Origin of the sequence: Marinibaculum pumilum (assembly GCF_042646425.1) — a bacterium.
Taxonomy (GTDB): domain Bacteria; phylum Pseudomonadota; class Alphaproteobacteria; order Ferrovibrionales; family Ferrovibrionaceae; genus Marinibaculum; species Marinibaculum pumilum.
Genome location: NZ_JBHRTR010000028.1, coordinates 887,562 through 913,861 on the forward strand (window position 1 = coordinate 887,562; position 26,300 = coordinate 913,861).

Annotated in this window: 26 protein-coding genes and 2 tRNA genes; 24 read left to right on the plus strand and 4 right to left on the minus strand. The window is 71.8% G+C overall.

All coding sequences use genetic code 11. From position 1 onward, the window contains the following. Window positions 1-133: 133 nt before the first annotated feature. Entirely contained in the window at window positions 134-1,474 is a 1,341-nt protein-coding gene (locus ACFOGJ_RS16780) for a glycerate kinase type-2 family protein (RefSeq protein WP_379902465.1), read from the plus strand. Window positions 1,475-1,493: 19 nt separating this feature from the next. Here the strand turns inward: ACFOGJ_RS16780 and egtD are convergent, their stop codons facing one another. After that, on the minus strand, window positions 1,494-2,483 hold the full coding sequence (egtD, locus tag ACFOGJ_RS16785; protein ID WP_379902467.1) for an L-histidine N(alpha)-methyltransferase: 990 nt from the start codon (window positions 2,481-2,483) through the stop codon (window positions 1,494-1,496). A gap of 331 nt (window positions 2,484-2,814) precedes the next feature. Here egtD and ACFOGJ_RS16790 point away from each other — a divergent pair, with 331 nt between their 5' ends. Next, entirely contained in the window at window positions 2,815-3,387 is a 573-nt protein-coding gene (locus ACFOGJ_RS16790) for a tyrosine phosphatase family protein (protein WP_379902469.1), read from the plus strand. A gap of 218 nt (window positions 3,388-3,605) precedes the next feature. Here the strand turns inward: ACFOGJ_RS16790 and ACFOGJ_RS16795 are convergent, their stop codons facing one another. Beyond that, window positions 3,606-5,102 (minus strand): sigma-54-dependent transcriptional regulator, encoded by a 1,497-nt coding sequence (locus ACFOGJ_RS16795; protein WP_379902471.1) that lies wholly within the window; start codon window positions 5,100-5,102, stop codon window positions 3,606-3,608. A 296-nt stretch (window positions 5,103-5,398) separates the two neighbouring features. Between ACFOGJ_RS16795 and ACFOGJ_RS16800 the strand changes: the two genes are divergently transcribed. The 7 genes from ACFOGJ_RS16800 (at window position 5,399) to ACFOGJ_RS16830 (ending at window position 13,709) form a co-directional block, all read left to right on the plus strand. After that, a complete protein-coding gene (locus tag ACFOGJ_RS16800) occupies window positions 5,399-6,346 on the plus strand; it encodes a LysR family transcriptional regulator (RefSeq protein WP_379902474.1) in 948 nt (315 codons plus the stop codon). Window positions 6,347-6,468: 122 nt separating this feature from the next. Then, a complete protein-coding gene (locus ACFOGJ_RS16805; RefSeq protein ID WP_379902477.1) occupies window positions 6,469-6,957 on the plus strand; it encodes an NAD(P)H-dependent oxidoreductase subunit E in 489 nt (162 codons plus the stop codon). Continuing rightward, complete coding sequence (locus tag ACFOGJ_RS16810; RefSeq protein ID WP_379902479.1) at window positions 6,954-8,540, plus strand: formate dehydrogenase beta subunit; 1,587 nt, start codon at window positions 6,954-6,956, stop codon at window positions 8,538-8,540. Before ACFOGJ_RS16805 ends, ACFOGJ_RS16810 begins: the two co-directional genes overlap by 4 nt. Then, on the plus strand, window positions 8,537-9,787 hold the full coding sequence (locus tag ACFOGJ_RS16815) for an MFS transporter (RefSeq protein WP_379902482.1): 1,251 nt from the start codon (window positions 8,537-8,539) through the stop codon (window positions 9,785-9,787). Before ACFOGJ_RS16810 ends, ACFOGJ_RS16815 begins: the two co-directional genes overlap by 4 nt. Beyond that, window positions 9,784-12,621, plus strand: coding sequence for a formate dehydrogenase subunit alpha (gene fdhF / locus ACFOGJ_RS16820; protein WP_379902485.1), 2,838 nt, complete (start codon window positions 9,784-9,786; stop codon window positions 12,619-12,621). Before ACFOGJ_RS16815 ends, fdhF begins: the two co-directional genes overlap by 4 nt. 5 nt (window positions 12,622-12,626) lie before the next feature. Further along, on the plus strand, window positions 12,627-13,499 hold the full coding sequence (gene fdhD / locus ACFOGJ_RS16825) for a formate dehydrogenase accessory sulfurtransferase FdhD (protein WP_379902487.1): 873 nt from the start codon (window positions 12,627-12,629) through the stop codon (window positions 13,497-13,499). 12 nt (window positions 13,500-13,511) lie between these two features. Next, window positions 13,512-13,709 carry a formate dehydrogenase subunit delta gene (locus ACFOGJ_RS16830; RefSeq protein ID WP_379902490.1) on the plus strand — a complete coding sequence of 66 codons (198 nt, stop codon included), beginning with the start codon at window positions 13,512-13,514 and terminating at the stop codon, window positions 13,707-13,709. A 29-nt stretch (window positions 13,710-13,738) separates the two neighbouring features. Here the strand turns inward: ACFOGJ_RS16830 and ACFOGJ_RS16835 are convergent, their stop codons facing one another. Then, a complete protein-coding gene (locus ACFOGJ_RS16835; RefSeq protein WP_379902493.1) occupies window positions 13,739-13,993 on the minus strand; it encodes a hypothetical protein in 255 nt (84 codons plus the stop codon). Window positions 13,994-14,188: 195 nt separating this feature from the next. Here ACFOGJ_RS16835 and ACFOGJ_RS16840 point away from each other — a divergent pair, with 195 nt between their 5' ends. The 3 genes from ACFOGJ_RS16840 to ACFOGJ_RS16850 all read left to right on the plus strand — a co-directional run bounded on the left by ACFOGJ_RS16840 (window position 14,189) and on the right by ACFOGJ_RS16850 (window position 16,923). Further along, a complete protein-coding gene (locus ACFOGJ_RS16840; RefSeq protein ID WP_379902496.1) occupies window positions 14,189-14,563 on the plus strand; it encodes a hypothetical protein in 375 nt (124 codons plus the stop codon). A gap of 2 nt (window positions 14,564-14,565) precedes the next feature. Continuing rightward, window positions 14,566-15,009, plus strand: coding sequence for a Rap1a/Tai family immunity protein (locus ACFOGJ_RS16845; RefSeq protein ID WP_379902498.1), 444 nt, complete (start codon window positions 14,566-14,568; stop codon window positions 15,007-15,009). Window positions 15,010-15,255: 246 nt separating this feature from the next. After that, a complete protein-coding gene (locus ACFOGJ_RS16850) occupies window positions 15,256-16,923 on the plus strand; it encodes a putative bifunctional diguanylate cyclase/phosphodiesterase (protein WP_379902502.1) in 1,668 nt (555 codons plus the stop codon). Between the two features lie 126 nt (window positions 16,924-17,049). On the opposite strand, the gene ACFOGJ_RS16855 is transcribed toward ACFOGJ_RS16850, so the two are convergent. Next, window positions 17,050-17,124: transfer RNA gene (locus ACFOGJ_RS16855), tRNA-Thr, on the minus strand. Between the two features lie 116 nt (window positions 17,125-17,240). Here ACFOGJ_RS16855 and ACFOGJ_RS16860 point away from each other — a divergent pair. The 12 genes from ACFOGJ_RS16860 to ACFOGJ_RS16915 all read left to right on the plus strand — a co-directional run bounded on the left by ACFOGJ_RS16860 (window position 17,241) and on the right by ACFOGJ_RS16915 (window position 26,234). Further along, window positions 17,241-17,429, plus strand: coding sequence for a hypothetical protein (locus tag ACFOGJ_RS16860; RefSeq protein WP_379902504.1), 189 nt, complete (start codon window positions 17,241-17,243; stop codon window positions 17,427-17,429). A gap of 207 nt (window positions 17,430-17,636) precedes the next feature. Continuing rightward, window positions 17,637-18,182 carry a dCTP deaminase gene (gene dcd, locus ACFOGJ_RS16865; protein WP_449288591.1) on the plus strand — a complete coding sequence of 182 codons (546 nt, stop codon included), beginning with the start codon at window positions 17,637-17,639 and terminating at the stop codon, window positions 18,180-18,182. A gap of 286 nt (window positions 18,183-18,468) precedes the next feature. Then, entirely contained in the window at window positions 18,469-19,773 is a 1,305-nt protein-coding gene (gene murA / locus ACFOGJ_RS16870; RefSeq protein ID WP_379902557.1) for a UDP-N-acetylglucosamine 1-carboxyvinyltransferase, read from the plus strand. Between the two features lie 18 nt (window positions 19,774-19,791). Beyond that, window positions 19,792-20,277: a DUF2948 family protein gene (locus ACFOGJ_RS16875; RefSeq protein WP_379902508.1), complete on the plus strand. Its 486-nt coding sequence runs from the start codon at window positions 19,792-19,794 to the stop codon at window positions 20,275-20,277. Window positions 20,278-20,485: 208 nt separating this feature from the next. Then, window positions 20,486-21,148: an ATP phosphoribosyltransferase gene (gene hisG, locus ACFOGJ_RS16880; RefSeq protein WP_379902511.1), complete on the plus strand. Its 663-nt coding sequence runs from the start codon at window positions 20,486-20,488 to the stop codon at window positions 21,146-21,148. Further along, the gene (hisD, locus tag ACFOGJ_RS16885; RefSeq protein ID WP_379902513.1) at window positions 21,138-22,430 is read left to right on the plus strand and encodes a histidinol dehydrogenase; all 1,293 of its coding nucleotides are present in this window, start codon (window positions 21,138-21,140) and stop codon (window positions 22,428-22,430) included. Before hisG ends, hisD begins: the two co-directional genes overlap by 11 nt. 14 nt (window positions 22,431-22,444) lie before the next feature. Next, complete coding sequence (locus ACFOGJ_RS16890; protein ID WP_379902515.1) at window positions 22,445-22,963, plus strand: UPF0262 family protein; 519 nt, start codon at window positions 22,445-22,447, stop codon at window positions 22,961-22,963. Between the two features lie 2 nt (window positions 22,964-22,965). Beyond that, window positions 22,966-23,415, plus strand: a complete 450-nt coding sequence (locus ACFOGJ_RS16895; RefSeq protein WP_379902517.1) for an arsenate reductase ArsC — start codon at window positions 22,966-22,968, stop codon at window positions 23,413-23,415. A gap of 127 nt (window positions 23,416-23,542) precedes the next feature. Beyond that, window positions 23,543-23,761 carry a translation initiation factor IF-1 gene (gene infA, locus ACFOGJ_RS16900; protein WP_379902520.1) on the plus strand — a complete coding sequence of 73 codons (219 nt, stop codon included), beginning with the start codon at window positions 23,543-23,545 and terminating at the stop codon, window positions 23,759-23,761. Window positions 23,762-23,912: 151 nt separating this feature from the next. Beyond that, window positions 23,913-24,536, plus strand: coding sequence for a Maf family protein (locus ACFOGJ_RS16905; protein WP_379902523.1), 624 nt, complete (start codon window positions 23,913-23,915; stop codon window positions 24,534-24,536). Between the two features lie 51 nt (window positions 24,537-24,587). Beyond that, window positions 24,588-25,979 carry a ribonuclease E/G gene (locus tag ACFOGJ_RS16910; RefSeq protein WP_379902526.1) on the plus strand — a complete coding sequence of 464 codons (1,392 nt, stop codon included), beginning with the start codon at window positions 24,588-24,590 and terminating at the stop codon, window positions 25,977-25,979. Window positions 25,980-26,158: 179 nt separating this feature from the next. Beyond that, a tRNA-Phe gene (locus ACFOGJ_RS16915) sits at window positions 26,159-26,234 on the plus strand. Window positions 26,235-26,300: the final 66 nt, after the last annotated feature.

Consider the following 26,300-nt stretch of genomic DNA (forward strand, 5'->3'; position numbering starts at 1 on the left):
GGAACCCTGATCCCCCGTCCATGACGTTGCGCGGCCTGCCGCCACGCAGTGTCGCATGGGCCGTCCCGCATCGAGCCGGCGGGACCGCCCGCAACCGCGTCGAGCAGAATCCATGGACCCAATCCCAGGCGACATGTCCCCAGCTGCCGCGGCGGCGCCCGCGACCGGCCCGGAGATCCGTGCCTTCCTGAAGAGCCTGTTCGATGCGGCGGTGGCTGCGGCGCTGCCGCAGAACTGCCTGCCGCCGCACCTGCCGGAGCGGCCGGCGAAAGGCCGCACCCTGGTGCTGGGCGCGGGCAAGGCGGCCGCGGCGATGGCGCAGGCGGTGGAGGCGGCCTGGCCGGGCCCGCTGGAGGGCTGCGTGGTCTGCCCGCACGGTTCCGCCCTGCCGCTGCGGTCCATCGAATGCCGGGAGGCGGCGCATCCGGTGCCGGACGCGGCCGGTGCCGCGGCCGCGGCGCGCCTGCTGGAACTGGCCGGCCAGGCGGGCGAGGGCGACCTGGTGCTGGTGCTGCTGTCGGGCGGCGCCTCTGCCCTGACGCCGGCACCGCCGCCCGGCATCAGCCTGGCGGAGAAGCAGGAGATCAGCCGTGCCCTGCTGCGGCGCGGCGCCGCGATCGGCGACCTGAATACGGTCCGCAAGCATCTGTCGCTGTTCAAGGGCGGGCGGCTGGCGCGGGCCGCGGCGCCGGCGCGGGTGGTGACCCTGGCGATCTCCGACGTGGCCGGCGACGACCCGGCGGTGATCGGCTCCGGCCCGACCGTGGCCGATCCGAGCACTGTGGCCGACGCGCGCGCCGCCCTGGCCCGCTACCGGGTCGACCTGCCGCCGGCGGCGGCCGCCTGGCTGGACGATCCGGCGGCGGAATCGCCGAAGCCCGGCGATGCCGACCTCGCGCGCGCTGAACTGAAGATCGTGGCGACCGCCGCGGATTCGCTGCAGGCGGCGGCTGCGGTCGCGGAGCGGGCCGGGGTGCGGCCGCTGATCCTGTCGGACCGCTTCACCGGCGATGCCCGCGCGCTGGCGGCGATGCATGCGGAGATCGCGCTGTCGGCCGTCGCGCGCGGCCTGCCGGCGGCGGCCCCGCTGCTGCTGCTGTCCGGCGGGGAGGTCACGGTGGATGTCGGCGGCCAGGGCCGCGGCGGGCCGAACGGCGAGTTCGCCCTGGCACTGGCCCGCGCGCTGGATGCGGCATCAGCGGGTGCGTCGGACGCGGTGTCCCGCATCGCGGCCTTGGCCTGCGACACCGACGGCGCCGACGGGCCGTCCGGCCTGGCCGGCGCCTTCGTCCTGTCCGACAGCATCGCCCGCGCCCGCGCCGCGGGGATCGACCCGGCGGCGGCGCAGGCGGAGAACGATTCCTACGGCCTGTTCCTCGCCCTGGGCGATGCGCTGGAGACCGGGCCGACCCAGACCAACGTCAACGATTTCCGCGCGGTGCTGGTGCTGCCCCCGCAGGAGCGTGGCGCCTGACCCCCGTCCCTGACTCCCGTCATCCGGCGATCAGGTGGTGCAGGCTGAAATAATCGGCCTGGTCGGTCCAGCATGACTTCGCCTGCCAGCCGGCGCGGGCCGCCAGCGCCTGGAAGCCGTCGACGGAATATTTGTGCGAGACCTCGGTCAGGATGTATTCGCCATCGGCGAAGGGGATCCGGGCGCCGTCGATCCGCACCTCCTGCGGCCGCAGGCTGTAGAGCCGCATCTCGATCCGGCCCTTGTCATGGTCGTAGACCGCTTCGTGCCGGAACGCGTCCAGGTCGAAATCGGCATCGAGTTCGCGGTTGGCGCGTTCCAGCAGGTTCAGGTTGAAGGCGGCCGTGACACCCTTGGAGTCGTTGTAGGCTGCGCGCAGCACGTCCGGGTCCTTCCGCAGGTCCACGCCGATCAGCAGGCTGCCGCCCGATCCGACCGTGGCACGGACTGACTGCAGAAAGTCCAGCGCCTCGTCCGGCAGCAGGTTGCCGATGGTGGAGCCGGGGAAGAAGGCGACCCGGTTGCCGCCGTCCAGCTCCCCCGGCAGCGGGAAGGGGCGGGTATAGTCGGCGCAGATCGGCACCACCGACAGGCGCGGATATTCCGCCGCCAGGATCCGGCTGTTCTCCGCCAGCTGCTCGCGCGAGATATCGACCGGCACATAGGCCGCGGGCTCCTGCAGGGCGTCCAGCAGGATGCGGATCTTCACCGTCGCGCCGCTGCCGAACTCGATCACCATCGCGTTGCGACCCAGCGAACGCGCGATGTCGGCCGCCTGGGCGCGCAGCAGGCCGATCTCCGTGCGGGTGGGGTAGTACTCCTCCAGCTCGCAGATCTCCTCGAACAAGGCGGCGCCGCGCTCGTCATAGAGGTATTTCGGCTTCGTCTGCTTGGCCGCGCCGCTCAGCCCCGCGATCAGGTCGCGGCGGAATGCCGCGCTGTCATCGCCGTGATCGGCCACGTCCGGGGCGGGTTGCCCGGCGGGATGGGCGGCAGTCGCTCGGTCCATGGGTGGTCCCTCCCCCATTGTCGGTCCTTCACGTCCGACCCCCCGGCCGGCACTTGCCTTTCGGTCCGCCCGGCGGGACGCAACGGGTAACGTGTGCCCCGGTCGCCGGTTCCCGCCCGGCGGAGCGGGGAGCCGGCGGCGGAAGCGAACCGGATCGGCATCAAGCGCCTAATGTGGTCCGCCCGGCGGGACATGCAAGGCGCGCATGCTCCCAGGCCGGGCACACTTGCAAGCCGGGGGCCGCATCCCATAAAGGATGCATCCGGCCGGCCGCCCCGATCGCGGGCGTGGCACGGCCGCGGCTGGACCGGACCCGGGAAGGAATGAGCGGATGAGTGCGCGGATCGCGAAGCTGGTGCCCTATCGCCTGTCGATCTGCGGCCTGCATGAGCTTGACGGCTTCTGCGAGGACGGGGTCAGCCATGTCGTCTCCATCCTCGATACCGGCCACGGCACGGTCGAGGTGTTCGAGCGCTTCGGCCCGCACCACCGGGAGGATTTCCGGTTCGACGACGTCGTGGAGGAGCTGCCGGGCCGGCTGCTGCCGTCGGAGGACGAGGTGGCGCGCCTGTTGCGCTTCGGCGAGCGGCTGGCGGCGGACGGTGCGGACCATGTCCTGGTCCACTGCTTCATGGGCGTGTCGCGCTCCACCGCCGCCGCGGCGATCCTGCTGGCGCAGCACAATCCGGGCCGCGAGCCCGACGTGTTCGAGGCGCTGAACGACATCCGCCCCCGCAACTGGCCGAACCGGGCGATGATCGGCCATGCCGACCGGCTGCTGGGGCGCGAGGGGGCGCTGTTCCGCGCGATGGTCGACCAGCACCGCTCCGTCACCCGCCGCTATCCGGACATGGCGGACCTGATCCGCAGCGTCGGCCGCGGCCACGAGGTGCCGACCGACTGAGCGCGCGGCGCGTCCGCCGCGGGTGAGGCGGCGCTAGGGCGTTTCCAAGTTAGGTAGAAACTTGTCGTTCTCGGGCTTGATCCGTCCACGGGCTTCGCCCGTGAACCCCATTCCGCAAGCCATGACATCCCTCGGAGTTCGCGGAATGGATCCTAGGCTCAAGGCCTAGGATGACGGCTTGGTCTCGCAGCATCGTTTCTGCCATTTCTTGTAATGCTCTAGACCAGTCCATCGTCCTGCCAGCGCTGGCGCTTGCGGTAGATCGTCGAGGGATTGATCTCCAGCAGGGCGGCGGCCTTGGCGATATTGTCCTCGCAGAGCGACATCGCCTGCTCGATCGCATCCTTCTCCACCTGCCATAGCGGGCGGATGGCGGTGGCGGCGTCCGTACCGGCCCGCGGGCTGGCAGGGGTCGCCTCCAGGGCGGTCGGCGTCGCCCGCACCGGAGCGGGCTCGGTCGGCAGGGCCGGCAGCATGCCGGCCGTCAGCACATCACCTTCGTGCAGCACGACCGCATTGCGGATCACGTTCTGCAGCTGCCGCACATTGCCCGGCCAGTCATATTCGGCCAGGGCGGCCAGGGCCTGGCGGTCGAGGCGCCGGAAGCCGCGATTTTCCTCCGCCGCGAAGCGCTGCAGGAAATGCGCCGCCAGCATGCCGATATCCTCGTCGCGGCAGCGCAGCGGCGGCATCTCCACCGGCACCACGTGCAGGCGGTAGTAGAGATCCTCCCGGAAGCGGCCGGCCCGCACCTCCGCCGCCGGGTCGCGGTTGGTGGCGCAGACGAAACGGATGTCGGTGCGCTGCTCCTCCGCCCCGCCGACCGGGGTATAGGTGCCGCTCTGGATGAAGCGCAGCAGCTTGGTCTGCAGTTCCAGCGGCAGCTCGCAGATCTCGTCCAGGAACAGGGTGCCGCCATCGGCGCGCTCGGCGGCGCCGGCCCGGTCGCTGACGGCGCCGGTGAAGGCGCCGCGGCGATGGCCGAAGATCTCGCTCTCCATCAGGTCGCCGGGGATCGCGCCACAGTTCAGCGGCACGAAGGGGCCGTCGCCGCGCGGGCTCATGTTGTGGATCGCCTGGGCACAGAGCTCCTTGCCGGTGCCGCTCTCGCCGGTGATGAAGATCGTTGCCCGGCTGGGTGCCGCGCTTTCGATGATCCGGTAGACCGCCTGCATCTTCAGTGAGCTGCCCAGCATGCCGCCGAAGCCGCTGCGGTCGTAGGTCTCCCGGTAGCTGTCGACCAGGGCGGCGAGGCGGCGGTTCTCCAGCACGTTGCGCAGGGTGACGACCAGGCGCTCCGCGTCGAACGGCTTGGTCAGGAAGTCGATGGCGCCGTGGCGCATCGCCTCCACCGCCAGCTTCAGGGAGCCATGGGCGGTCACCACGATCACCGCGCAGGGCAATTGCCCGGCGTGGATGGCGCGCAGCACCTCCATGCCGTTCATGTCCGGCAGGTGCAGGTCCAGCAGCACCACGGCCGGCGTTTCCCGATGGATCGCCTCCAGCGCCTCGGCGCCGGTTTCGACATGGCTGACGGACAGGCCGTCGCGGCGGATCAGTTCCTGGTAGACCCGCGCCAGCGACAGCGAATCCTCGACCAGCAGGACATGGCCCTGCGGGCGCGACGTTCGTCCGCGCCGCCCGGACGGACGGGTCTCCGGCGTTTCGGCTACGTCGCCGAACCGAGCCGCTCTGTCGTCTGCCTGTGCTGCCATGACCACCAGTCGTCTAACCCATGCCCAATGTACGTAAACAGGCGTACGAAACGCGTCATTGAGCGAGATCACATTTCTGTCAGGTCTTTTGTCGCGAGGCCCGTCTGCACCGCGAATTCCGGCAGAACGTCAGGCCCACAGCCGATGTTAGAGCCATTGTGTTACCAAACAGGCAATAAACGTGCCTGTTCGATGCTGGCCATCGGCAGCCCGCCTGTCGATCATTGCGCAAGCTGGAGATCGTCGTCGGCGGCGGCGGCACCAGACAAAGGCAGGGGAGGCGCACGCGACGGCAGATGGATATCCGGCAGTTCGAATACCTTGTCGCCCTGGCGCGGGAGCGCAACTTCACCCGTGCCGCCCAGGTCTGCAACGTGACCCAGCCGACCCTGTCGAGCCGGATCCGGCAGCTGGAGGAGGAACTGGGCACGGCGATCGTCGCCCGCGGCAGCCGCTTCGTCGGCTTCACGCGGGAGGGGGAAGGCGTGCTGCGCTGGGCGCGTGAGATCCTGGATGCCCGCACCGCCATGCTGCAGGAGGTAGCGCGCGTGCGCGGCACGCCGCTGGGGATGGTGACCCTGGGGGTGATCCCCTCCGCCCTGCCGATGGCGGCCCGCCTGACCGGGCAGGCGATGGCGGTCCTGCCGGACGCCCGCTTCACGGTGCATTCCGAATCCTCCACAGCGATCCACCGGCGCCTGGCCGACCTGGAGCTGGATGCCGGCATCACCTACCTGGAGCCGGTCCCGGCGGAGGGGGCGGGGCGCCAGGGGGGGCAGCAGGGCGCGGCGCCGGCCACGGGCATGAAGGGGCCGCCGCTGCGCAGCGTGCCGCTGTATGAGGAGCGCTACTGCCTGCTGGTCGATGGCGGCCACGGGCTGGCGGAAGCCGATGCGGTCGACTGGGACGCGGCGGCGCGGGAACGGCTCTGCCTGCTGACGCCGAACATGCAGTACCGGCGCTTCATCGACCAGACCTTCGGTTCGCTGGGCCTGGCACCGGAACCGCTGCTGGAATCGGATTCCATCGTCAACCTGCTGGCCAATGTCCGCAGCAACGGACTGGCCAGCATCGTGCCGCGCAACTTCCTGGACCTGCTGGGGCCGATGACCGACCTGCGGATGGTGCCGCTGGTGGCGCCGGAGGTGCGCCATCAGGTCGGCCTGGTCGCCCTGGACCGGCAGCCGCCGCAGGCCCTGATCGCCGCCCTGTTCCGCGCGGCCGGCCAGCTGGCGGCCGAGTGACGGGCCGGGCGTTCCGCCGGCTGTCGTCTATGACACCATAGAGCCTTTGAATTGGGCCGATTCGGCGTTTTCGGAGACACTCTCCCGGTACCGGCGCATGTCCGGCGGTACGGGAGGAAGATGTGCCAGACCAGAGTGACGAGCCCGCACCGGTGCAGGCCGGCGATATCGGCGCAATCTGCCGCCGCTACGGCAGCCGTCCCGACGCGCTGATCGAAATCCTGCACGACGTGCAGGCGGCTTTGGGCCATGTCCCGCCCGACCTGCTGCCGGCCATTGCCGCGGAACTGAACCTGTCGCGGGCGGAGGTGTTCGGCACCTTCAGCTTCTATCACGACTTCCATGACCGGCCGCCGGCGGCGCGGGTGCTGCAGCTCTGCCGGGCGGAAGCCTGCCAGTCGGTGGGCTGCGAGGACCTCGCCCGCCATGCCGAGGCGCGGCTGGGCACTGTCGCCGGGGTCGAGCTGCGCACCGTCTACTGCCTGGGCAATTGCGCGCTGGGACCTGCGGCGATGCTGGACGGCCGGCTGCACGGCCGGCTCACGCCGCAACGGCTCGACGCGCTTCTGGACCTGCCGGCCGGTTCGAAGGCGGGGGAGGCGGCGGAATGACCGGCCCGGCGCTCACCCTGTACCTGCCGCGCGACGCCGCCGCCCGCTCCGTCGGGGCGGACGCGGTCGCCGCCGCCCTGTCCACAGAAGCGCGGCGGCGCGGGCAGGACCTGCGCCTGGTGCGCACCGGGACCCGCGGCGCGCTGTGGCTGGAGCCGCTGCTGGAGGTTGCGGTTGCCGACGGCCGGATCGCCTATGGCCCGGTGACCGTGGACGAGGTGCCGGACCTGTACGACGCCCTGCTGGCCGAGGCCGCCGGTCCCGCTGGCGGTGCGGCGCATCCGCTGCGGCTCGGCCCGCCGGAGGAGATCCCCTTCCTGGCCGACCAGCAGCGCCTGACCTTCGCCCGCTGCGGCGTGATCGACCCGCTGGACCTGGAGGACTACCGCCGCCATGGCGGGCTGGCCGGCCTGCGCGCCGCACTGGCCCTGCCGCCGGCGGAGATCGTGGAGCGGGTCGCCGCCTCCGGCCTGCGCGGCCGCGGCGGTGCCGGCTTCCCGGCCGGCATCAAGTGGCGCACGGTCCTGCAGGGCGAAGGGCCGAAATACATCGTCTGCAACGCCGACGAGGGCGATAGCGGCACCTTCGCCGACCGCATTCTGATGGAGGGCGATCCCTCCTTGCTGATCGAGGGGATGGTGATCGCCGGCCTTGCCGTCGGTGCGGAAGAGGGCTTCGTCTACATCCGCTCCGAATATCCGGACGCGATCGCGACCATGCGGGCGGCGATCGCGGCATGGGAGGCGGCCGGCCTGCTGGGCGGCGATGTCGACGGCCGCGGCCGCGCCTTCCGCCTGTACCTGCGGCGCGGCGCCGGCGCCTATATCTGCGGCGAGGAAAGCGCCCTTCTGGAAAGCCTGGAGGGGCGCCGCGGCCAGGTCCGGGCACGGCCGCCGATCCCGGCGACCGCCGGCCTGTTCGGCCGCCCGACGGTGGTCAACAACGTGCTGACCCTGGCCGCGGTACCGACCATCCTGGCCGATGGCGCGGCGGCCTATGCCGCGCTGGGTCGCGGCCGCTCGCTGGGCACCCAGGCCTTTCAGCTGGCCGGCAACATCGCCCGCGGCGGGCTGGTGGAACTGCCCTTCGGCGTCACCCTGCGCACCCTGGTGGAAGGCTTCGGCGGCGGCACAAGGTCGGGGCGGCCGCTGCGCGCGGTGCAGGTCGGCGGGCCGCTGGGTGCCTACCTGCCCGCCGGCCGGCTGGACCTGCCGGCGGACTATGAGGCGCTGGCGGCGGCCGGCGCGATGCTGGGCCATGGCGGCATCACCGTTTTCGACGACCGGGTCGACATGCTGGCCCAGGCGCGCTTCGCCATGGCCTTCTGCGCGGCGGAGAGCTGCGGCAAGTGCACGCCCTGCCGACTGGGGGCGCAGCGCGGTACGGAGGTCCTTGACCGCTGGGCGGCCGGCACCGACCCGGCCGGCCAGCGTGCGGTGCTGGAGGATCTCTGCGAGGTGATGCGCGACGGTTCGCTCTGCGCCATGGGCGGCCTGACGCCGATGCCGGTGCTGAGCGCGCTAGAGCATTTCCCGGAAGATTTCGGCGGAGAGCCCGGCCGGTCGGAGGAGGCGGCGGCATGACGACGGGCGCGGCCTCCCCGGCGGCAGCGCGACCGGAACCCGGGCCGGTCACCATCGCCGGCCTGATGGCTTTGTTCGTCTTCGCCGAGGCGGCGAACACCATGTTCGTGCCGGTGATGCCGGCAATGCGGGGCGAATTCGGCGCAGCCGACGCGGTCGTCCAGTACACCCTGTCCGGCTACATCCTGACCTTCGGCCTCGGCAATCTGGTCTGCGGCCCCCTGTCGGACCGCTTCGGCCGGCGGCCGGTGGCGCTGGCCGGCCTGGCCCTGTTCACCCTGGGTGCGCTGGTCGCCGTGCAGGCGACGGACATCTGGATCGTCATCCTGGGGCGGGTGCTGCAGGGTGCCGGCGCCGCCGCCGGCTTTGTCGTCTCCCGCGCCGCCGTCCGCGACCGTTTCCCGCCCGCCGCGGCGCCGCGCATCCTGTCCTACCTGTTCTTCGGCCTGGCCGTGATGCTGGTGCTGGCGCCGATCGCCGGCGGGCAGCTGGCCCACCTGCTGGGATGGCATGCCGTGTTCCTGGCGCAGGCGGCGCTGGCGGTATTGCTGTTTGCCGGCTGCGTGCCGCTCCTTGCCGGGGCAGGTCAGTCGCCCCGGGGGCAGGGGATGCGTCCACCGCAGGTGGTGAGCGCCTATGCCGGGCTGCTCCGCAACCCGCGCTACCTGGCCTATCTGGTGCCCCATGCCTGCGCCTATTCCGCGATCATCGCCTTCCTCGCCGGCGGCGCCTTCGCTCTGTCGCAGCAGGCGCTGGACCACCGGGAGCTGGGCCTGGCGCTGGGCATCGGCATGACCGGCTACCTGCTGGGTGCGATCGCCTCGGCACAGGCGCACAGGCGGCTGGGCTGGGGGATCGACCGGCTTGTCTGGATCGCCGCCCTGTGGATGACATGCGCCACCATCGCCCTGCTGGCCCTGCGCCCCGGCTACGGCCTTTCCGCCGCCAGCTTCCTGGGCCTGCAGATCGCCATCATCTTCGCCGCCGGCCTGATGTCGCCGAACACCGCCGCCGGCGTGATGGCCCAGCAGCCGCAGAGGGCCGGCCTGGCGGCGGCGCTGCTGGGCTCGGTGCAGAAGGCGGCGGCCGCGGCGGTGACGGTGATCGTCGTCCTGATGCTGCCGCTGATCGGCGGCATCGTGGTCCCGGTCAGCCAGTTCGTCCTCGGCGTCACAGCCGTCCTCTCCTTTCATGACCTGCTGCGGCGAGGCGCCGCGCGCGCCGCCGCCGAGGAGCTTCCGTCATGACCCCAGCCACATCCGGCATCGCCCGCCAGCCCGATCTCGGCACCCCCGCCCGCGACGGCGAGGCGGTCGAGCTCACCATCGACGGCCGGCCGGTGACGGTGCCGGCCGGCACTTCGGTGATGCGCGCCGCCGCGCTGGCCGATGCCAGCATCCCGAAGCTCTGCGCCACCGACAGCCTGGAGCCGTTCGGCTCCTGCCGGCTCTGCCTGGTGGAGATCGAGGGGCGGCGCGGCCTGCCCGCCTCCTGCACGACGCCGGTGGAACTGGGCATGCAGGTGCGGACGCAGAGCGACCGGCTGGCGCGGGTGCGGCGCGGGGTGATGGAGCTCTACATCTCCGACCATCCGCTGGACTGCCTGACCTGTGCGACCAACGGCGATTGCGAACTGCAGGACATGGCCGGTGCGGTCGGCCTGCGCGACGTGCGCTACGGCACGGACGGTGCGTCCCACCTGGGCCAGGCGAAGGACGAGAGCAATCCCTATTTCAGCTTCGACCCGTCCAAGTGCATCGTCTGTTCGCGCTGCGTGCGGGCCTGCGCCGACGTCCAGGGCACCTTCGCCCTGACCATCGCCGACCGCGGCTTCGCCTCCAAGGTGGAGGCCGGCATGGCGGAGGCCTTCATGGGCTCCGAATGCGTGTCCTGCGGCGCCTGCGTCGCCGCCTGCCCGACCGCCACCCTGGTGGAGAAGGCGGTGGTCGACCATGGCCAGCCGACCCGCGCGGTGGAGACGACCTGTGCCTATTGCGGGGTCGGCTGTTCGTTCCGGGCGGAGCTTCAGGGCGACCGGGTGGTGCGCATGGTGCCGTCGAAGTCCGGCGGCGCGAACGAGGGCCATTCCTGCGTGAAAGGCCGCTTCGCCTGGGGCTATGCCACCCATGCCGACCGGGTCACCGTGCCGATGGTGCGCGACAGCATTCATGAGCCCTGGCGGGAGGTCGGCTGGGACGAGGCGATCGCCTTCGCCGCCGCGCGCCTGTCCGCCATCCGCGACCGGCACGGGCCCGGCGCGCTGGGCGGCATCACCTCGTCGCGCTGCACCAACGAGGAGGTCTTCGCGGTCCAGAAGATGATCCGCGGCGCCTTCGGCAGCAACAATGTCGACACCTGCGCGCGGGTCTGCCATTCCCCCACCGGCTATGGCCTGAAGCAGGCCTTCGGCACCTCCGCCGGCACGCAGGACTTCCGCTCCGTCGACCGGGCCGACGTGGTGCTGGTGATCGGCGCCAACCCGACCGATGGCCACCCGGTCTTCGCCTCCCGCCTGAAGCGGCGGCTGCGGGCCGGCGCGAAGCTGATCGTGGTCGACCCGCGGCGCATCGACCTGGTGCGCATGCCCCATGTCGCCGCTTCCCACCACCTGGCCCTGCGGCCCGGCACCAATGTCGCCGTGATCAACGCCATGGCCCATGTCATCGTGACCGAGGGGCTGGTGGACGAGGCTTTCGTGGCGGCGCGCTGCGAAGCCGACAGCTTCGCCGCCTGGCGCGCCTTCGTGGCGGAGCCGGAGAATGCGCCCGAGGCGCTGGAGGCGGCGACCGGCGAGATGGAGGCCGACCTGCGGGCGGCCGCGCGCCTCTATGCGACCGGTGGGAATGCCGCGATCTACTACGGCCTGGGGGTGACGGAGCACAGCCAGGGCTCCTCCACCGTGATGGCGATGGCGAACCTGGCGATGGCGACCGGCAATATCGGCCGGCCCGGGGTGGGGGTGAACCCGCTGCGCGGCCAGAACAACGTGCAGGGCGCCTGCGACATGGGCTCCTTCCCGCACGAACTGTCGGGCTATCGCCATGTCTCCGATCCGGACGCCCGCGCCCTGTTCGAGCGCGCCTGGGGGGTGGCGATCGACCCGGAGCCCGGCCTGCGCATCCCCAACATGTTCGCCGCGGCGCTGGACGGCTCCTTCCGCGGCTTCTTCGTGCAGGGCGAGGACCTGGCCCAGTCGGACCCCGACACCCGCCATGTGGAGGCGGCGCTGGCGGCGATGGACTGCGTCATCGTGCAGGACCTGTTCCTGAACGAGACGGCGCGCTTCGCCCATGTCTTCCTGCCCGGCACCTCCTTCCTGGAGAAGGACGGCACCTTCACCAACGCCGAGCGCCGCATCAACCGGGTGCGGCCGGCGATGGCGCCGGTGCCCGGCCTGACGGAATGGGAAACGGTCTGCCGGCTGGCCACCGCGCTCGGCTATCCGATGCACTACGACGATGCCGCCGCGATCATGGACGAGATCGCCGCCCTGACGCCGACCTTCGCCGGGGTCAGCTTCGCCCGGCTGGATGCGGCCGGATCGGTGCAATGGCCCTGCACGGCGGAGCGCCCCGACGGCACGCCGATCATGCATGCGGACGGCTTCGTGCGCGGCCGCGGGCATTTCGTGGTGACCCGCTACGTGCCGACGGAGGAGCGCGCCAATCGCCGCTTCCCGCTGATCTTGACCACCGGCCGGATCCTCAGCCAGTACAATGTCGGCGCCCAGACCCGGCGCACGGCCAACATCCTCTGGCATGCCGAGGATGTGCTGGAGATCCATCCCCACGACGCGGAGGAGCGCGGCATCGCCGACGGCGACACGGTCAGCCTGTCCAGCCGCAAGGGCGCCACCTCCCTGCGGGCCCGGATCTCGGACCGGATGCCGCAGGGGGTCGTCTACACCACCTTCCACTATCCGGTGACCGGCGCGAACGTGGTGACGACGGAGAATTCCGACTGGGCGACCAACTGCCCGGAATACAAGGTGACGGCGGTGCAGGTGACCCGCGCCAATCGGCCGGCCGAAGCGGAGCTGCCGGCCGGTGAACTGGAGGCGCCGCTGACCGCGGCGGAGTGACGATCATGGCTCGCCCCCTTCCGGAACAGCGCCCGGCCGGATCCGGCGGCGCCGCGGCGCCCGAGGTCTGCGGCAGCCCGGCCGACCTGCCGCGCCCCGCCCGCCAGCGCCGGGTGCGCCTGCTGCAGGCCGACGGCACCGCCGTCGACGCGCTCTGGGGCCTGGCCGCCGAGGTGCCGGTGGAGATCGGCCTGAACGGCCGGCCCTGGACGGTGATGATGGCGACCCCGGCCGACCTGGAGGATTTCGCCACCGGCATCGCGGTGAGCGAGGGGCTGGTGCGGGACCCGGCGGCGATACGCGGCATCGCCATGGCCGTGCGCGACCGCGGCATCGCGCTCGACCTGGCGGTCGACCCGCAGGCCCTGGCGCCGCTGCCGGCGCGCAGCCTTGAGGGGCGCACCGGCTGCGGCCTCTGCGGCCTGGAAAAGCTGTCGCAGCTGGCCCTGCCGGGCCGGGCTGCCGCCCCGGCGGCCGCGATCCCGCTGGCCGCCGTCGCCCGTGCCCTGGACGGGCTGCAGGCGGCGCAGCCGCTGAACCGCGCCACCCGCAGCGTGCATGGCGCCGCCTTCTGCGGCCCCGACGGCGCGATCCGCCTGGTGCGGGAGGATGTCGGCCGCCACAACGCGCTGGACAAGCTCTTGGGCGCCCTGCTGCGGGCGGGCATCGACCCCGCCTCCGGCTTCGTCGCGATGACCAGCCGCTGCTCCTTCGAGCTGGTGCAGAAGGCCGCGCGCCTGGGCGTACCGCTGCTGGCCACCGTCTCCGCGCCGACGGAGATGGCGCTGCAGGTCGCCGCCCGTGCCGGCCTGACCCTGGCCGCCTGCGGGCCGGAGCGCAGCCTGGTGGTGTTCGACCCCGACCCGGCGGAACGCTGAGGGGGACATGCGATGCAGGATGCCGAGCTGATCCGCATGGCCAACCAGATCGCCGCCAACCTGGCGGCCCTGCCGGAGGCCGAGGCCCGCGCCGGCATCGCCGACCATCTGCGCCAGTTCTGGGACCCGCGGATGCGCGGCCAGTGGCAGCGCATCCTGGCGGCCCGGCCGGCGGGGCTGCATCCGCTGCTGGTGCCTGAGGGCCGCTGAAGGCGGTACCCCCGCCGACGGGGCGCCGGTCAGGTCTGGGGAATGCCGGCCGGCAGGATCCTGAAGCCGGCTAACTGGTCGTGCATGGGCGCGGGCGCGCGCATCGGCTGTGCGATGCTGCGCCGCTCATCGATGGTCGCGGTGGCGCCGGTGGCGGCAGCCTGGCCGGTCCCGGCAAACAGCGCGGCGGACAGTGCGGCTGCGGCGACGGTCCTCGTAAAGCTCCTGGCCATTGCGGTATCTCCCTTGTCGGCTGCGCGGCGGCGCCCGTTGCGCCCTGCCATGAAGCGGATATGCGCCTGCCCCCGGCGGAGCACGAGTGACCGCGATCACAGGCGCCGGATGTCCCGGATGTCCGAATATGTCAGGCTGTCGCCGCCGGACCCCGCCCGTCCGGTGCCGCCGGCAGGAGGAGTGTCATGACCGCAGCCGAAGCCCTCAGGGGTGGATCGCGACCCGGCGCCGGGCGGCGATAGGTCATGTTCCGCCTGTTCGCCCAGCTGGGCCGGTCGCGCGAGCTGCGGCTGCTCGACGCCGAACTGCAGGCCGCGGGCCTGAGCGCCGCCCTCGTCCCGGAGGCGGTGAAGCTGACCATGGTACGGCTGCTGAAGGCGGAGGGGCGGATGGATGCGGCCGGCTGTGCCGCCCTGTCCGACCTGCTCGCCTTCTGCCTGCTGGGCCCCGAAGGGCATGCGGACGCGATGGGCGTGGAGGCCGCCGAAGCGGCCGCGGCGCGGCTGGAGGCGGCTGCCGCTGCCGGCGACAGCCTGGATGCCCGTATGGTGCTGCTCGCCCTGCATGCCGGGCTGGTCCGGCAGGAGGTGATCGACACTTTCGGGCTGGAGGTCGCCTGAGAATGAAGCGGCCGGCGCGCATCGCCCGCGCCGGCTCCCGCTGCTGCCTGCGCCGCGGCCTGCTGTCCCTCCTGGTCCCGGCCTTTCTGGCCATTCTTCCGGCGGCGCCCGCCGCGGCGCAGGACCGGATCTGGATGAACACCAAGACCCTGGCCGCCTGGTGCGGCGGCGATGCCGATGCCGACCCGGCCATGGCCTTTGCGCTGGACCGTGCCTGCGCCGGGATCCTGCGTGGCTATCTGCAGACGGTGCGCTTCTATTTCTCGGGCAGTGCCACGCCGCCGTTCTGCGCACCGGCGGAGGTCACCGTCGAGATCGCCCGCGAGACCTTCCTGGACTGGGCCCGCCGCCATCCCGAAAGCGGCCACCAGTCGGAGATCCTGTCCCTGCACCAGGCGATGGCGAAAGGCTTCCCCTGCAGCCGCTTCCGCCGCCTGGCGGAGTGAGACGGGGCGGCTTTCCGCCGGGCAGGGACTATGCCTTCGGAAACGTAGCGGAGACTTGGCGTCCCGCCCTGCGCCGACCTGGGTTGCAACTTTATCGGGCTTTTTAACCTTGCATAAATCCGTTCCCGCAACCTTGGTGTTACATGCTGGATGCATCCGCACACGACTTCCGAGCCGGTCTCACGACCGGCGCGGCCGTCGGGCGGCGGGCGCGGCAGACGGAGTGCATCGCAACGGAGCAGGTTCATGCTCTACGCCTATGTCCGGGACGCCGAAGGCGTCCTGCACCGCGAATGGGTGATCGGCGGCGAGGATCTTGCCGCGCTGCTGCCCGCGCGCACGACGGCCGGCTCGATCTGGCGCGACCTCGTCGTGCCGGAGGACCGGGTGCTGATCGACCGCCGGGAGGGCCGGCTGCGCGCCGGCCGCTATTCGGAGGAGGAGGTGCGGATCCGCACCGGCAGCGGCCTGCGCCGGCTGCGCCTGCTGGGCTATCCGAAGCGCTACCGCGACGGCCGGCACCGCATCGTCTGCGCCGCGGTCGACCTGACGGCGGCCGAAGCGCCGGGCGGCTTCGGCGACCGCGACCCGTTGACCGGCCTGGCCAATTATCCCGCATTCCAGGATGCGCTGGAGGCGGCCATTGCCGGTCATGCCGGCGCCGGCGAGGCGGGAACCGCCATCGCCGTGCTGTTCATCAACCTGAATGCCTATAACGAGATCGCGCAGAACTTCGGCGTGCCGGCCGCCGATTCCGCCGCCGTGGCGGCGGCGCAGCGGCTGCGCGAGATCGCCCCGGGCCAGGCGCGGCTGGGGCGGATCCATACCGACGAATTCGTCTGTTTCATGCCCGACCTGCAGGAGACGGCGCTGCGGGACCTGGTGCATGGCTTCGAGGCGGCACTGGACAGCCCGCTCGACGTCGAAGGCATCGACGTCTCCGTCGAGCCGGTGATCGGAATCGCCTGCTTTCCCAATGACGGCGACCGGCCGCGCCACCTGGTCCGGCGCGCCGCCATCGCCGCCGCCGTGGCCCTGCGCAGCGGCCAGTCCTGGCACCTGTTCGCCGGCGAGCGCGATGCCGTGCGCCACAACCTGACCCTGATGCAGGACCTGCGGCGCGCCCTGCGCAGTGACGGCGATGCCGGTGACGGCCTCTGGCTCGCCTACCAGCCGCAGCTGGACCTGGCCAGCGGGCGGATCCGTGGCGTGGAAGCGCTGCTGCGCTGGCGGCACCCGGTGCTGGGCGCCGTGCCGCCGGGCGATTTCCTGCCGCAGGCGGAGGCGACCCGGCTGATCCACGACATCTTCCACTGGACCCTGGCACAGGGCCTGGCGCAGCTGGCGCGCTGGCGCAGCGGCGAGGACAGGGAGGCCGGCGGCCTGGTGCTCGCCCTGAACCTCTCCGCCCGCAACCTGGCCGATCCCGGGCTGGCGGAGGATGTCCTCGCCGCCCTGGCGGCCGCCGGCCTGCCGCCGCAGGCCCTGACCCTGGAGGTGACGGAGACCGCTCTTTTCGTGAACGAGGCCGGCACCGGCCAGCTCGCCACCCTGCGGGCGGCCGGCCTGGGCATCTCGATCGACGATTTCGGCACCGGCTATTCCTCGCTCGGCTACCTGCAGCGCCTGCCGGCGACCGAACTGAAGATCGACCGCTGCTTCACCGCCGAGATCGAGCGCAGCCCGGCCAACCGCCGCCTGGTCTCTCTCGCCGTCAACGTGGCGCAGGGCTTCGGCATGGCCACGGTGGCGGAAGGGGTCGAGAGCGCGGCGGCGCTGGAGACCCTGCGCGCGCTGGGCTGCGACCTGGCCCAGGGCTTCCACCTCTGCCGGCCGCTGGCGGCGGGGGACCCGGCGCTGGAGCGGCTGCTGGCGGGCGACGCAGCGGGGCCGGCGGCGGCGCGGGGGATGTGAGGCGACAGGGGCGACTACCCACCATGCCACACAAGAAAATGCCTGTGTGGTACGCGACAGGGTCTGCGCATCGGGTATGTCGGCGCCGTTGGATAACCCTGGAGGGGCAATTTGGATGGGGAGAAATGGTGCTGCAGAGAGGAATTGAACCTCCGACCCCGTCCTTACCAAGGACGTGCTCTACCCCTGAGCTACTGCAGCATCCGGTGCGGGGCGCCCCAGGCTGACGCCCGGCCATGCGACCCCCGCGAGGCGGCGGAACCTGCCACAGGCCGCGCCGGCTTGCAAGCGCTGCGCGGCGGAATTACGCAAGGACCATGAGCGAGGACGAGAAAGGGTCGGAAAAGGTGCCGCCGGCACGTGCCGGAACCGCCAAGGCGGAGGCGCGTGCCGAGCGCCAGGCGCGGCTGGCGGCGGCCCTGCGGCAGAACCTGCGCCGCCGCAAGGCGCCGGCCGATTCACCCGGCACGGATGTCCGCACCCCGCCCGATTCATCGCAGGACTGAGCGCCCGGCCCGTCGCGGCCGGCCGCAGGGCCGCGCCCCGAGCGGCTTTCCGAGACTCTTGCCGGTGCCGGGGCAATCGGGATAGTGCAGGCGCAGTGTCTGCGGGTGACACGGAACCGTCACGACGGTCGCCGCTTCGCCTGCTGCCAACCGTCTTCCGCAAGCCCAGTTCCGCCGCCTTTTGGGGAGTATGCCGCCGTGGCGATCATGTCCGACCGCTGGATCCGCCGGATGGCGACCGAGCACGGCATGATCGAGCCGTTCGTGGAGGCGCAGAAGCGCGAGGGCACGATTTCCTACGGCCTGTCCTCCTACGGCTATGACGCGCGGGTGTCGCCGCAGTTCAAGATCTTCACCAACGTCAATTCGGCGACCGTCGACCCGAAGGCCTTCTCGTCGGAGAGCTTCGTGGACCGGGAGACCGACGTCTGCATCATCCCGCCCAATTCCTTCGCGCTGGCCTCCACGGTGGAATATTTCCGCATCCCGCGCGACGTGCTGGTGATCTGCCTGGGCAAATCCACCTATGCCCGCTGCGGCATCATCGTGAACGTCACCCCGCTGGAGCCGGAATGGGAGGGGCATGTCACTTTGGAGTTCTCCAACACCACGCCGCTGCCCGCCCGCGTCTATGCCAACGAGGGCGCCTGCCAGTTCCTGTTCCTGCAGGGCAACGAGCCCTGCGAGGTCTCCTACAAGGACCGGGCGGGGAAATATATGGGCCAGCGCGGCGTGACCCTGCCGCGGCTCTAGGCAGGGAGGGCGCGGCGGTGCGGCGGCAAATCCGGCAAAATTGCGGCGCTGCCGAACTCTTGCCGCATTTCTCCGTTGTAAAGCGCAGCGGGGCAGGCGCAGTGCCGCCGGCGGTGGAGCCGAATGCGCCCGGCACCGGGCACCGTCGCGGCGGCCGGGCAGGGGTACCGGGTAGTCGGCGGCGGCAGCGCATCAGTTTGGGGCCAGCCTTCAGTTTGGGGATCAGGGGTTCATGCGTCAGTTGGAACAGCCCGAAGGCGCGGCCGGCATCGGCCGCGGCGAAACGATGGACAAGATCCGGATCGTCGGCGGCACGCCGCTGAACGGCACGATCCGGATCGGCGGCGCCAAGAACGCCGCGCTGCCGCTGATGGCGGCGGCGCTGCTGACCGACGGCGCGCTGGTGCTGGAGGATGTGCCGCGGCTGGCGGATATCCGCTCGATGTCGCAATTGCTGATCCAGCACGGCGTGCAGATCGACGGCGCGGAGGAGGAGGGCGAGGCCCCGCCCGCCGCCGACGCCCCCGGCCAGACCCTGGTCCTGAACGCCGGCAATGTGCACAACCTGCGCGCGCCCTACGACCTGGTGCGGAAAATGCGCGCCAGCGTGCTGGTGCTGGGGCCGCTGCTCGCGCGCTTCGGCCGGGCGGAGGTCAGCCTGCCGGGCGGCTGTGCGATCGGCACCCGGCCGGTGGACCTGCACATGCAGGCGCTGCAGGCGCTGGGCGCCCAGCTGCAGGTGGAGGCCGGCTATATCAAGGCGGAGGCGCCGGACGGCCTGGTGGGTGCGGAGGTGCGCTTCCCCTTCGTCTCCGTCGGCGCGACGGAGAACATCCTGATGGCGGCGGCGCTGGCCCGCGGCGAGACGGTGATCCGCAACGCCGCGCAGGAGCCGGAAGTGGTCGACCTGGGCCATTGCCTGATCGCCATGGGCGCGGAGATCGAGGGCCTGGGCACGTCGACGGTCACGGTGCGCGGCCGCGACAGCCTGCACGGCGCCCGCCATGCGATCCTGCCCGACCGGATCGAGAGCGGCACCTATGCGGTGGCGGTGGCGATGGCCGGCGGCGACGTGCTGCTGCAGGGCGCGCGGGCCGACCTGATCGCCACCACGACCGAGGTGCTGACCCGCGCCGGGGTCGAGGTGATCGACGAGACGGGTGCCGCGGTGCCCGGCGTGCGCGTCCGCCGCAACGGCAACGGCCTGACCGGCGTCGACATCATGACCGAGCCCTATCCCGGCTTTCCCACCGACATGCAGGCGCAGATGATGGCGCTGATGACGGGTGCGGAAGGTGCGGCGATGATCACCGAGACGATCTTCGAGAACCGCTTCATGCATGTGCCGGAACTGGCCCGGATGGGCGCCAACATCACCGTGCACGGCGCCTCCGCCCTGGTGCGCGGGGTGGCGGAGCTGAACGGCGCGCCGGTGATGGCGACCGACCTGCGCGCCTCCGTCTCCCTGGTGCTGGCGGGCCTGGTGGCAAAGGGGGAGACCCTGGTCAACCGTGTCTACCACCTGGACCGCGGCTATGAGCGGCTGGAGGAAAAGCTCGGCCGCTGCGGCGCGCGGATCGAGCGGGTCTAGGCCGGGCGGGCGGCGGTCATGGCGGCACGTCTGCAGGCGCAGGACCTCGAGGACCTGGCGGTGATCTCCGCCCTGCTGCAGGACGCCGCGGTGCGGGTCGGCGATATCGCCTGGCTGCCGAAGCGGCGGCGCTTCGCCTTCGGCGGCAGCCGCTTCCAGTGGGAGCAGGCGGCCGCGCCCGACGGCGGAAAGCCGGCGCGGATCGGCTTCGGCGCCCATGTCGACAGCGTGCTGTCGGTGGCCAGCCGCGGCATCGCGCAGGACCGGCCGGACGACATCCTGGTCCTGCTGGCGGTCACCGCAGACTTTCCCGCCGGGACGGCGGATGAGGGCGGCCCGGACGATGAGGGCACAGGCCCGGCCGGGGAGGGGGCGATCAGCTTGATTTTCGCAGGCGGGAGTGCCATCACCCTGCGCGTCGAGTGTATCGACATGTCCCTGGCGGATCTGGGCGCCCCCTATGCCACGCGGCTGACCCCGGACCACGATCTGGACAAGGGTTAGGCCCCGGCGGCGCGGTTCGGCCCGGGGCCCGGCTCCGGCAGGGGAGGATTCCGGACGGCCCGGCCCCGTGCATGCGGGATGCAGGGTCCCCATATCGTCAGGCGGACCCATGCCAGGCCGTCGTCGCCGCAGGACAGCTTCCGGACTTGTTTGCTCCGGGGCGGGTCCGGCGACCGCCCGGCACCGCCCGCTGCCATCGGACCTGCGCATGATTGCCAACGCCCCGCTTGTCTTCGCCCTGCCGAAGGGCCGCATCCTCGACGAGGTGATGCCGCTGCTGCGCCAGGTCGGCATCGAACCGGAGCCCGCCTTCGACGATCCGCGCAGCCGGCAGCTGCGGTTCAAGACCAACCATCGCGACCTGGACCTGATCCGGGTCCGGTCCTTCGACGCCACCACCTTCGTGGCCTTCGGTGCCGCCCATCTGGGCATTGCCGGCCGCGACGTGCTGATGGAATTCGACTATCCGGAGGTCTATGCCCCGCTGGACCTGAATGTCGGCCATTGCCGCCTGGCCGTCGCCGAGCCGGTGGAGATGACGAAGGACGACGATCCCGCCCGCTGGAGCCATGTCCGGGTGGCGACCAAGTATCCCAACGTGACCCGCGCCCATTTCGCCGCCCGCGGCGTGCAGGCGGAATGCATCAAGCTGAACGGCGCGATGGAGCTGGCGCCCTCCCTGGGGCTGTGCCGGCGCATCGTCGACCTGGTCTCCACCGGCGCGACCCTGAAGGCGAACGGCCTGGTGGAGGTGGAGACGATCGCCGAGGTCACCTCCCGCCTGGTGGTGAACCGGGCGGCGCTGAAGATGCGCCCCGTGCAGGTCAATGCCTGGATCGACCGCTTCCAGGAGGTGCTGGATGCCGCTTAGGCTGGATGCCGCCGCAGAGGGCTTCGAGGCGGATTTCGCCCGCCTGGTCGGCGACAAGCGGGAAAGCGACCCCGATGTCGGCGCCACGGTGGCGGAGATCATCGCCGAGGTGCGCGCCCGCGGCGATGCGGCTCTCTACGACTATACGGAACGGTTCGATCGGGTCCGCCCCGCCGCCCTTGCCATTGGCGAGGCGGAGCGCGCGGAAGCGGTGGCCACCGTCGCGCCCGAGGTGCGGGCGGCACTCGAAGTGGCGGCGGAGCGGATCCGCGCCTTCCACTGGCGGCAGCTGCCGAAGGACGACCAGTTCCGCGATGCCGCCGGCGTGCGGCTGGGGCAGCGCTGGCGGCCGGTCGCCGCGGCCGGCCTGTATGTGCCCGGCGGCAAGGCGGCCTATCCTTCCTCCGTCCTGATGAATGCCGTGCCCGCCTGGGTGGCCGGGGTGCAGCGCCTGGTGATGGTGGTGCCGACCCCCGACGGCGTGCTGAACGGCGCCGTCCTGCTGGCCGCGGAACTGGCCGGGGTGTCGGAGATCTACCGGGTCGGCGGCGCGCAGGCGATCGCCGCCCTGGCCTATGGCACCGAGAGCATCGCCCCCGTCGACACCATCGTCGGCCCCGGCAATGCCTATGTCGCCACCGCCAAGCGCCAGGTGTTCGGCCAGGTGGGCATCGATTCCATCGCCGGCCCGTCGGAGATCCTGGTCGTCGCCGACGGCGACAACGACCCGGCCTGGATCGCCGCCGACCTGCTGAGCCAGGCCGAGCATGACGAGGTGGCGCAGGCGATCCTGGTCACCGACGATGCCGGCTTCGCCGATGCCGTGGCCGCCGCGGTGGAGAGCCACCTGGCGGCCCTGCCGCGGGCGGAGATCGCGGCGCAGAGCTGGCAACGCTACGGCGCCCTGATCACTGTGCCCGACCTGGCGGCGGCGGTGCCGCTGGTGAACCGCCTGGCGCCGGAGCATCTGGAACTGGCGGTGGCGGAGCCGCAGCCGCTGCTGGACGGCATCCGCAATGCCGGCGCCATCTTCGTCGGCCGCCACACGCCGGAGGCGGTCGGCGACTATGTCGCCGGGCCGAACCATGTCCTGCCGACCGGCCGGACGGCGCGCTTCTCCTCCGGCCTGTCGGTCTATGACTTCCTGCGGCGCAGCGCGGTGATCGAATGCGATGCCGCGGCGCTGTCAGAGATCGGCCCGGCGGCGATGACCCTGGCCGAGGCGGAGGGCCTGCCGGCCCATGCGCTGTCGATCGGCATCCGCCTGAACCGGCGGGCCTGAGGCGGGGCGGGGCGATGCCGGGCAAGGGCGGGTCAGGCGGCGCAGGAGCGGGATCGACGGCACCGGATCGCGGTTTCCGGATCGACAACCTGACCCTCGACGCGGCGACGGTGCTGCGCCGCAACGCCGATATCGAGCATGAGCGGAAGGTCGCGATCTTCGACCTGCTTGAGGATAACAGCTTCCAGCCGATCGGTTCCGACGGCGGGCCCTATCACCTGCGCCTGGGGATCGAGGATGGCCGCCTGGTGTTCGACATCCGGGTCGACGGCGACGCGCCGCATGGCCGGATCATCCTGGCGCTCAGCCCGTTCCGGAAGATCGTGAAGGACTATTTCGAGATCTGCGACAGCTACTACCAGGCGATCAAGACCGCCACGCCGTCGAAGATCGAGGCGATCGACATGGGCCGCCGCGCCATCCACAACGAAGGCTCCACCCTGCTGAAGGAGCGGATGGCCGGCAAGGTCGATATGGACTTCGACACCGCGCGCCGGCTGTTCACCCTGATCTGCGTCCTGCATATCCGCTGAGGGTGCAGCCTTTGGACCGTCCCGGTGCCGTCCTGTTCGCCTGCACGGAGAACGCCCTGCGCTCGCCGATGGCGGAAGGCATCGCGAAATACCTGGTGGGCCACCAGATCTTCATCGACTCCGTCGGCGTCAGGAAGGGCGAGCTCGACCCCTTTGCCGTCGCGGTGATGGACGAGATCGGCGTCGACATTTCCGGCCACCGGGCGAAGAGCTTCGACGACCTGACGGATTCCAGCTTCGACCTGATCCTCAGCCTGTCGCCGGAGGCGCAGCACCGGGCGGTCGACATGACCCGGATGTTCGCCTGCGAGGTGGAGTACTGGAACACCTTCGACCCGTCGCTGGTCGAGGGCAGCCGCGAGCATCGCCTGATGGCCTACCGCCAGGTGCGGGACGGTCTGATGGAGCGGATCAAGGACCGGCTGGTCCGGCCGCTGCCCGCCAGTCCCTGACAGCCAGGTCTCAGCGATCGGGCTCCGCTGGCCGCCGCCGATGCGACAGGCAGCCATGCAACCTTCGCGACTTGCCTTTTGGCGAGCGGCGCAGCATGTTCCGCCACATCCGCAAAGAGGAGGACAGATGGCGAAGGAAGAACTTCTGGAGTTTCCCGGTGTCGTGACGGAACTTCTGCCGAATGCGATGTTCCGTGTGCAGCTGGAGAACGAGCATGAGGTGCTGGCGCACACCTCGGGGAAGATGCGCAAGAACCGTATCCGGGTGCTGGCCGGCGACAAGGTCATGGTCGAGATGACTCCCTATGACCTCACCAAGGGCCGCATCACGTTTCGCTTCAAGTAGGCTGGCCGCTTCGCCCGCCCCGGGCTGCGCACCTGTTCCGCCGCAGCCCATCCTGCGCGCCGCCCGCTGCCAGCCAGGGCAAGGCCGGGCCATCGACGCCGGGCCATGACGGCCCGAACCGTCGCTGCGGCCGCGCAACCGAGACCCCGCCATGACGCCTGACGAGCAGATGCACGCCGCGGCCGCTCCGGCTGTCGCGCCGCGCCTGGTGCTGGCCTCTGCCAGCCCGCGGCGCCGCGACCTGCTGGCGCAGATCGGCGTCCGGCCGGATGCGGTGCGCCCGGCGGAGATCGACGAGACCCCGCGCCGCGGCGAACTGCCGCGCCAGCTGGCGGAGCGCCTGTGCCGGGCGAAGGCCGCCGCGGTTGCCGGCCTGGAGCCGGGCGCCTTCGTGCTTGCCGCCGACACGGTCGTCGCCTGCGGCCGCCGCATCCTGCCGAAGGCGGAGACGGTCGACGAGGCAGCGGACTGCCTGGCGCTGCTCTCCGGCCGGCGGCACCGGGTGACGACCGGGCTCTGCCTGGTGGCACCCGACGGCCGCCAGGTCTGCCGCCTGGTCACAAGCATCGTCACCTTCAAGCGGCTCGATGCCGCGGAGCGGTCGGGCTATCTCGCCGGCGGCGAGTGGCAGGGCAAGGCCGGCGGCTATGCGATCCAGGGCCGCGGCGCGCTGTTCGTCGCCGATCTCGGCGGCTCCTATTCCAACGTGGTCGGCCTGCCGCTGTTCGAGACCGGCGCCCTGCTGCGCGGCCTCGGCTTCCCGCTCTGGCCCTGACCCGGCCGGAGCGGCAGGCTGGCGGGCGGGCAGGCAGGCACCGGAGCGGAGATGGCGCAGATCCTCCTGGAGATGAACCCGCTGGAACTCCGCGCCGCGCGGCTCGAGGGCGGCCGGGTCGTCGACCTGCAGGTGGTGCCGGCCGGCGACGGCCAGCCGCAGGAGGGCGATGTCTTCCTGGGCCGGGTGCGCCGGGTCGACAGCGACCTGCAGGCGGCCTTCGTGGAGATCGGCGCCGCGCGCGACGGCTACCTGGACGCGTCGGATGCCCGCCCCCGCAGCAGGCGCCCGCTGCAGCGCCGCCTGCAGGAAGGCCAGGCGATCCTGGTCCAGGCGCGTCACGGCGCCCTGGCGGACAAGGGCGCCGGCCTGACCATGGCCGTGCAGCTGCCCGGCCACCGGCTGGTGCTGACCCCGACCGACAGCGACCTGACGGTCTCCCGCCGCATCGCCGATGCGGCCGAGCGGCAGCGCCTGCGGGGCGTCCTGGCGCGGGAGGCCGGCGATCCGGATGGCGGATATGCGGCACAGGGCCCGGCCGGCTGCATCCTGCGCACGGCGGCCGCCGGTGCCGCCCCGGCCGCGCTGCTGGACGAATACGACCGGTTGCGCCGCGCCTGGCAGCGGCTGCAGGCGGCGACGGAGGTCGGCCGCCTGCTGGCAGCCGACCCCCTGCCGGCCCTGCTGCGCGACTGGCTGCAGCCCGGCGATGCGGTGCTGGCGCTGGACGGCACCGCCCTGGCCGCGGCGCGCGGCTGGCTGCAGGACTTCGCCCCCGACACCGGCCTGCGCCTGGCCGGGCCGGCCGACGCTGACGCATCCGAGGCATTGGAGGAGGCGGTGCAGCAGGCGCTGGAGCCGCTGCTGCCGCTGGCCTCGGGCGCGCGGCTCAGCATCGTGGAGACCCCGGCGCTGACCGCCATCGACCTGGATTCCGGCAGCGCGCGCGGCGGCGCGTCGGGCAGCGGCGCGCTGCGGCTCAACCTGGAGGCGGTGACCGAGATCGCGCGCCAGCTGCGCCTGCGCGCCATCGGCGGGCTGGTGGTCATCGACTTCCTGCGGATGCGCGACCCGCGCCACCAGGCGGAGATGCTGGCCGCGCTGCGCGATACCCTGGCCGCCGACCCGGAGGTCGGGCAGGTCCTGCCCTTCTCGCCGCTGGGGCTGGTGGAACTGGTGCGCCGGCGCCGCGGCCCCTCCCTGGCGGAGCGCCTGCTGGAGCCGGCGGCCCCGGTGCTGCGCCCCGCGGCGGCGGCGGCGCTGGCGCTGCGCCGGCTGCGGGCCGAGCAGGCGGCGGTGCAGGGCCGCCCGCTGACCCTCGCCTGCCCGCCGGATGTCGCCCGCCTGCTGCCGCCCGATCGCCTGGCCGCGGCCGGCGTCAACGCGACCGTCACCGTCGATCCCGCCATTCCCCGCCATGCGCCAGGGATTGTGCCGGCCTGACCTGCGGAGGCCTCCAGGTTCCGGCCCCCAGGTTCCGTCTGGACACCTTCCGGCAGATCGATTATACCGCCCTTCCTTCGGCGTTCGCCGTCGCGGCCCGGGTCGCATCCCGGCCGTTCCGGCCCGCCCGCCGGACCGCCCCATCGTCGGATCGCTTCCGTCGCCGGGCAGGTCCCGGAGCCCAGGTAGCTCAGTTGGTAGAGCAGCGGACTGAAAATCCGCGTGTCGGTGGTTCGAATCCGCCCCTGGGCACCACCGCCTTTCTAGGCGGTTGATTTTACATTGTTTTTCGCGCTGATTGTCTCACCCGGGGCGCACTCC

Coding starts and splice junctions, on each gene's coding strand:
- fdhD (WP_379902487.1), top strand. CDS start 12,627: ATGGCTCGCCCCCTTCCGGAACAGCGCCCGGCCGGATCCGGCGGCGCC.
- ACFOGJ_RS16800 (WP_379902474.1), top strand. CDS start 5,399: ATGGATATCCGGCAGTTCGAATACCTTGTCGCCCTGGCGCGGGAGCGC.
- ACFOGJ_RS16890 (WP_379902515.1), top strand. CDS start 22,445: ATGCCGGGCAAGGGCGGGTCAGGCGGCGCAGGAGCGGGATCGACGGCA.
- ACFOGJ_RS16905 (WP_379902523.1), top strand. CDS start 23,913: ATGACGCCTGACGAGCAGATGCACGCCGCGGCCGCTCCGGCTGTCGCG.
- ACFOGJ_RS16810 (WP_379902479.1), top strand. CDS start 6,954: ATGACCGGCCCGGCGCTCACCCTGTACCTGCCGCGCGACGCCGCCGCC.
- ACFOGJ_RS16790 (WP_379902469.1), top strand. CDS start 2,815: ATGAGTGCGCGGATCGCGAAGCTGGTGCCCTATCGCCTGTCGATCTGC.
- ACFOGJ_RS16860 (WP_379902504.1), top strand. CDS start 17,241: ATGAGCGAGGACGAGAAAGGGTCGGAAAAGGTGCCGCCGGCACGTGCC.
- ACFOGJ_RS16795 (WP_379902471.1), bottom strand. CDS start 5,102: ATGGCAGCACAGGCAGACGACAGAGCGGCTCGGTTCGGCGACGTAGCC.
- ACFOGJ_RS16815 (WP_379902482.1), top strand. CDS start 8,537: ATGACGACGGGCGCGGCCTCCCCGGCGGCAGCGCGACCGGAACCCGGG.
- ACFOGJ_RS16845 (WP_379902498.1), top strand. CDS start 14,566: ATGAAGCGGCCGGCGCGCATCGCCCGCGCCGGCTCCCGCTGCTGCCTG.
- dcd (WP_449288591.1), top strand. CDS start 17,637: ATGTCCGACCGCTGGATCCGCCGGATGGCGACCGAGCACGGCATGATC.
- ACFOGJ_RS16835 (WP_379902493.1), bottom strand. CDS start 13,993: ATGGCAGGGCGCAACGGGCGCCGCCGCGCAGCCGACAAGGGAGATACC.
- ACFOGJ_RS16850 (WP_379902502.1), top strand. CDS start 15,256: ATGCTCTACGCCTATGTCCGGGACGCCGAAGGCGTCCTGCACCGCGAA.
- infA (WP_379902520.1), top strand. CDS start 23,543: ATGGCGAAGGAAGAACTTCTGGAGTTTCCCGGTGTCGTGACGGAACTT.
- ACFOGJ_RS16830 (WP_379902490.1), top strand. CDS start 13,512: ATGCAGGATGCCGAGCTGATCCGCATGGCCAACCAGATCGCCGCCAAC.
- hisD (WP_379902513.1), top strand. CDS start 21,138: ATGCCGCTTAGGCTGGATGCCGCCGCAGAGGGCTTCGAGGCGGATTTC.
- ACFOGJ_RS16910 (WP_379902526.1), top strand. CDS start 24,588: ATGGCGCAGATCCTCCTGGAGATGAACCCGCTGGAACTCCGCGCCGCG.
- egtD (WP_379902467.1), bottom strand. CDS start 2,483: ATGGACCGAGCGACTGCCGCCCATCCCGCCGGGCAACCCGCCCCGGAC.
- ACFOGJ_RS16840 (WP_379902496.1), top strand. CDS start 14,189: ATGTTCCGCCTGTTCGCCCAGCTGGGCCGGTCGCGCGAGCTGCGGCTG.
- fdhF (WP_379902485.1), top strand. CDS start 9,784: ATGACCCCAGCCACATCCGGCATCGCCCGCCAGCCCGATCTCGGCACC.
- ACFOGJ_RS16875 (WP_379902508.1), top strand. CDS start 19,792: ATGGCGGCACGTCTGCAGGCGCAGGACCTCGAGGACCTGGCGGTGATC.
- murA (WP_379902557.1), top strand. CDS start 18,469: ATGGACAAGATCCGGATCGTCGGCGGCACGCCGCTGAACGGCACGATC.
- ACFOGJ_RS16780 (WP_379902465.1), top strand. CDS start 134: ATGTCCCCAGCTGCCGCGGCGGCGCCCGCGACCGGCCCGGAGATCCGT.
- hisG (WP_379902511.1), top strand. CDS start 20,486: ATGATTGCCAACGCCCCGCTTGTCTTCGCCCTGCCGAAGGGCCGCATC.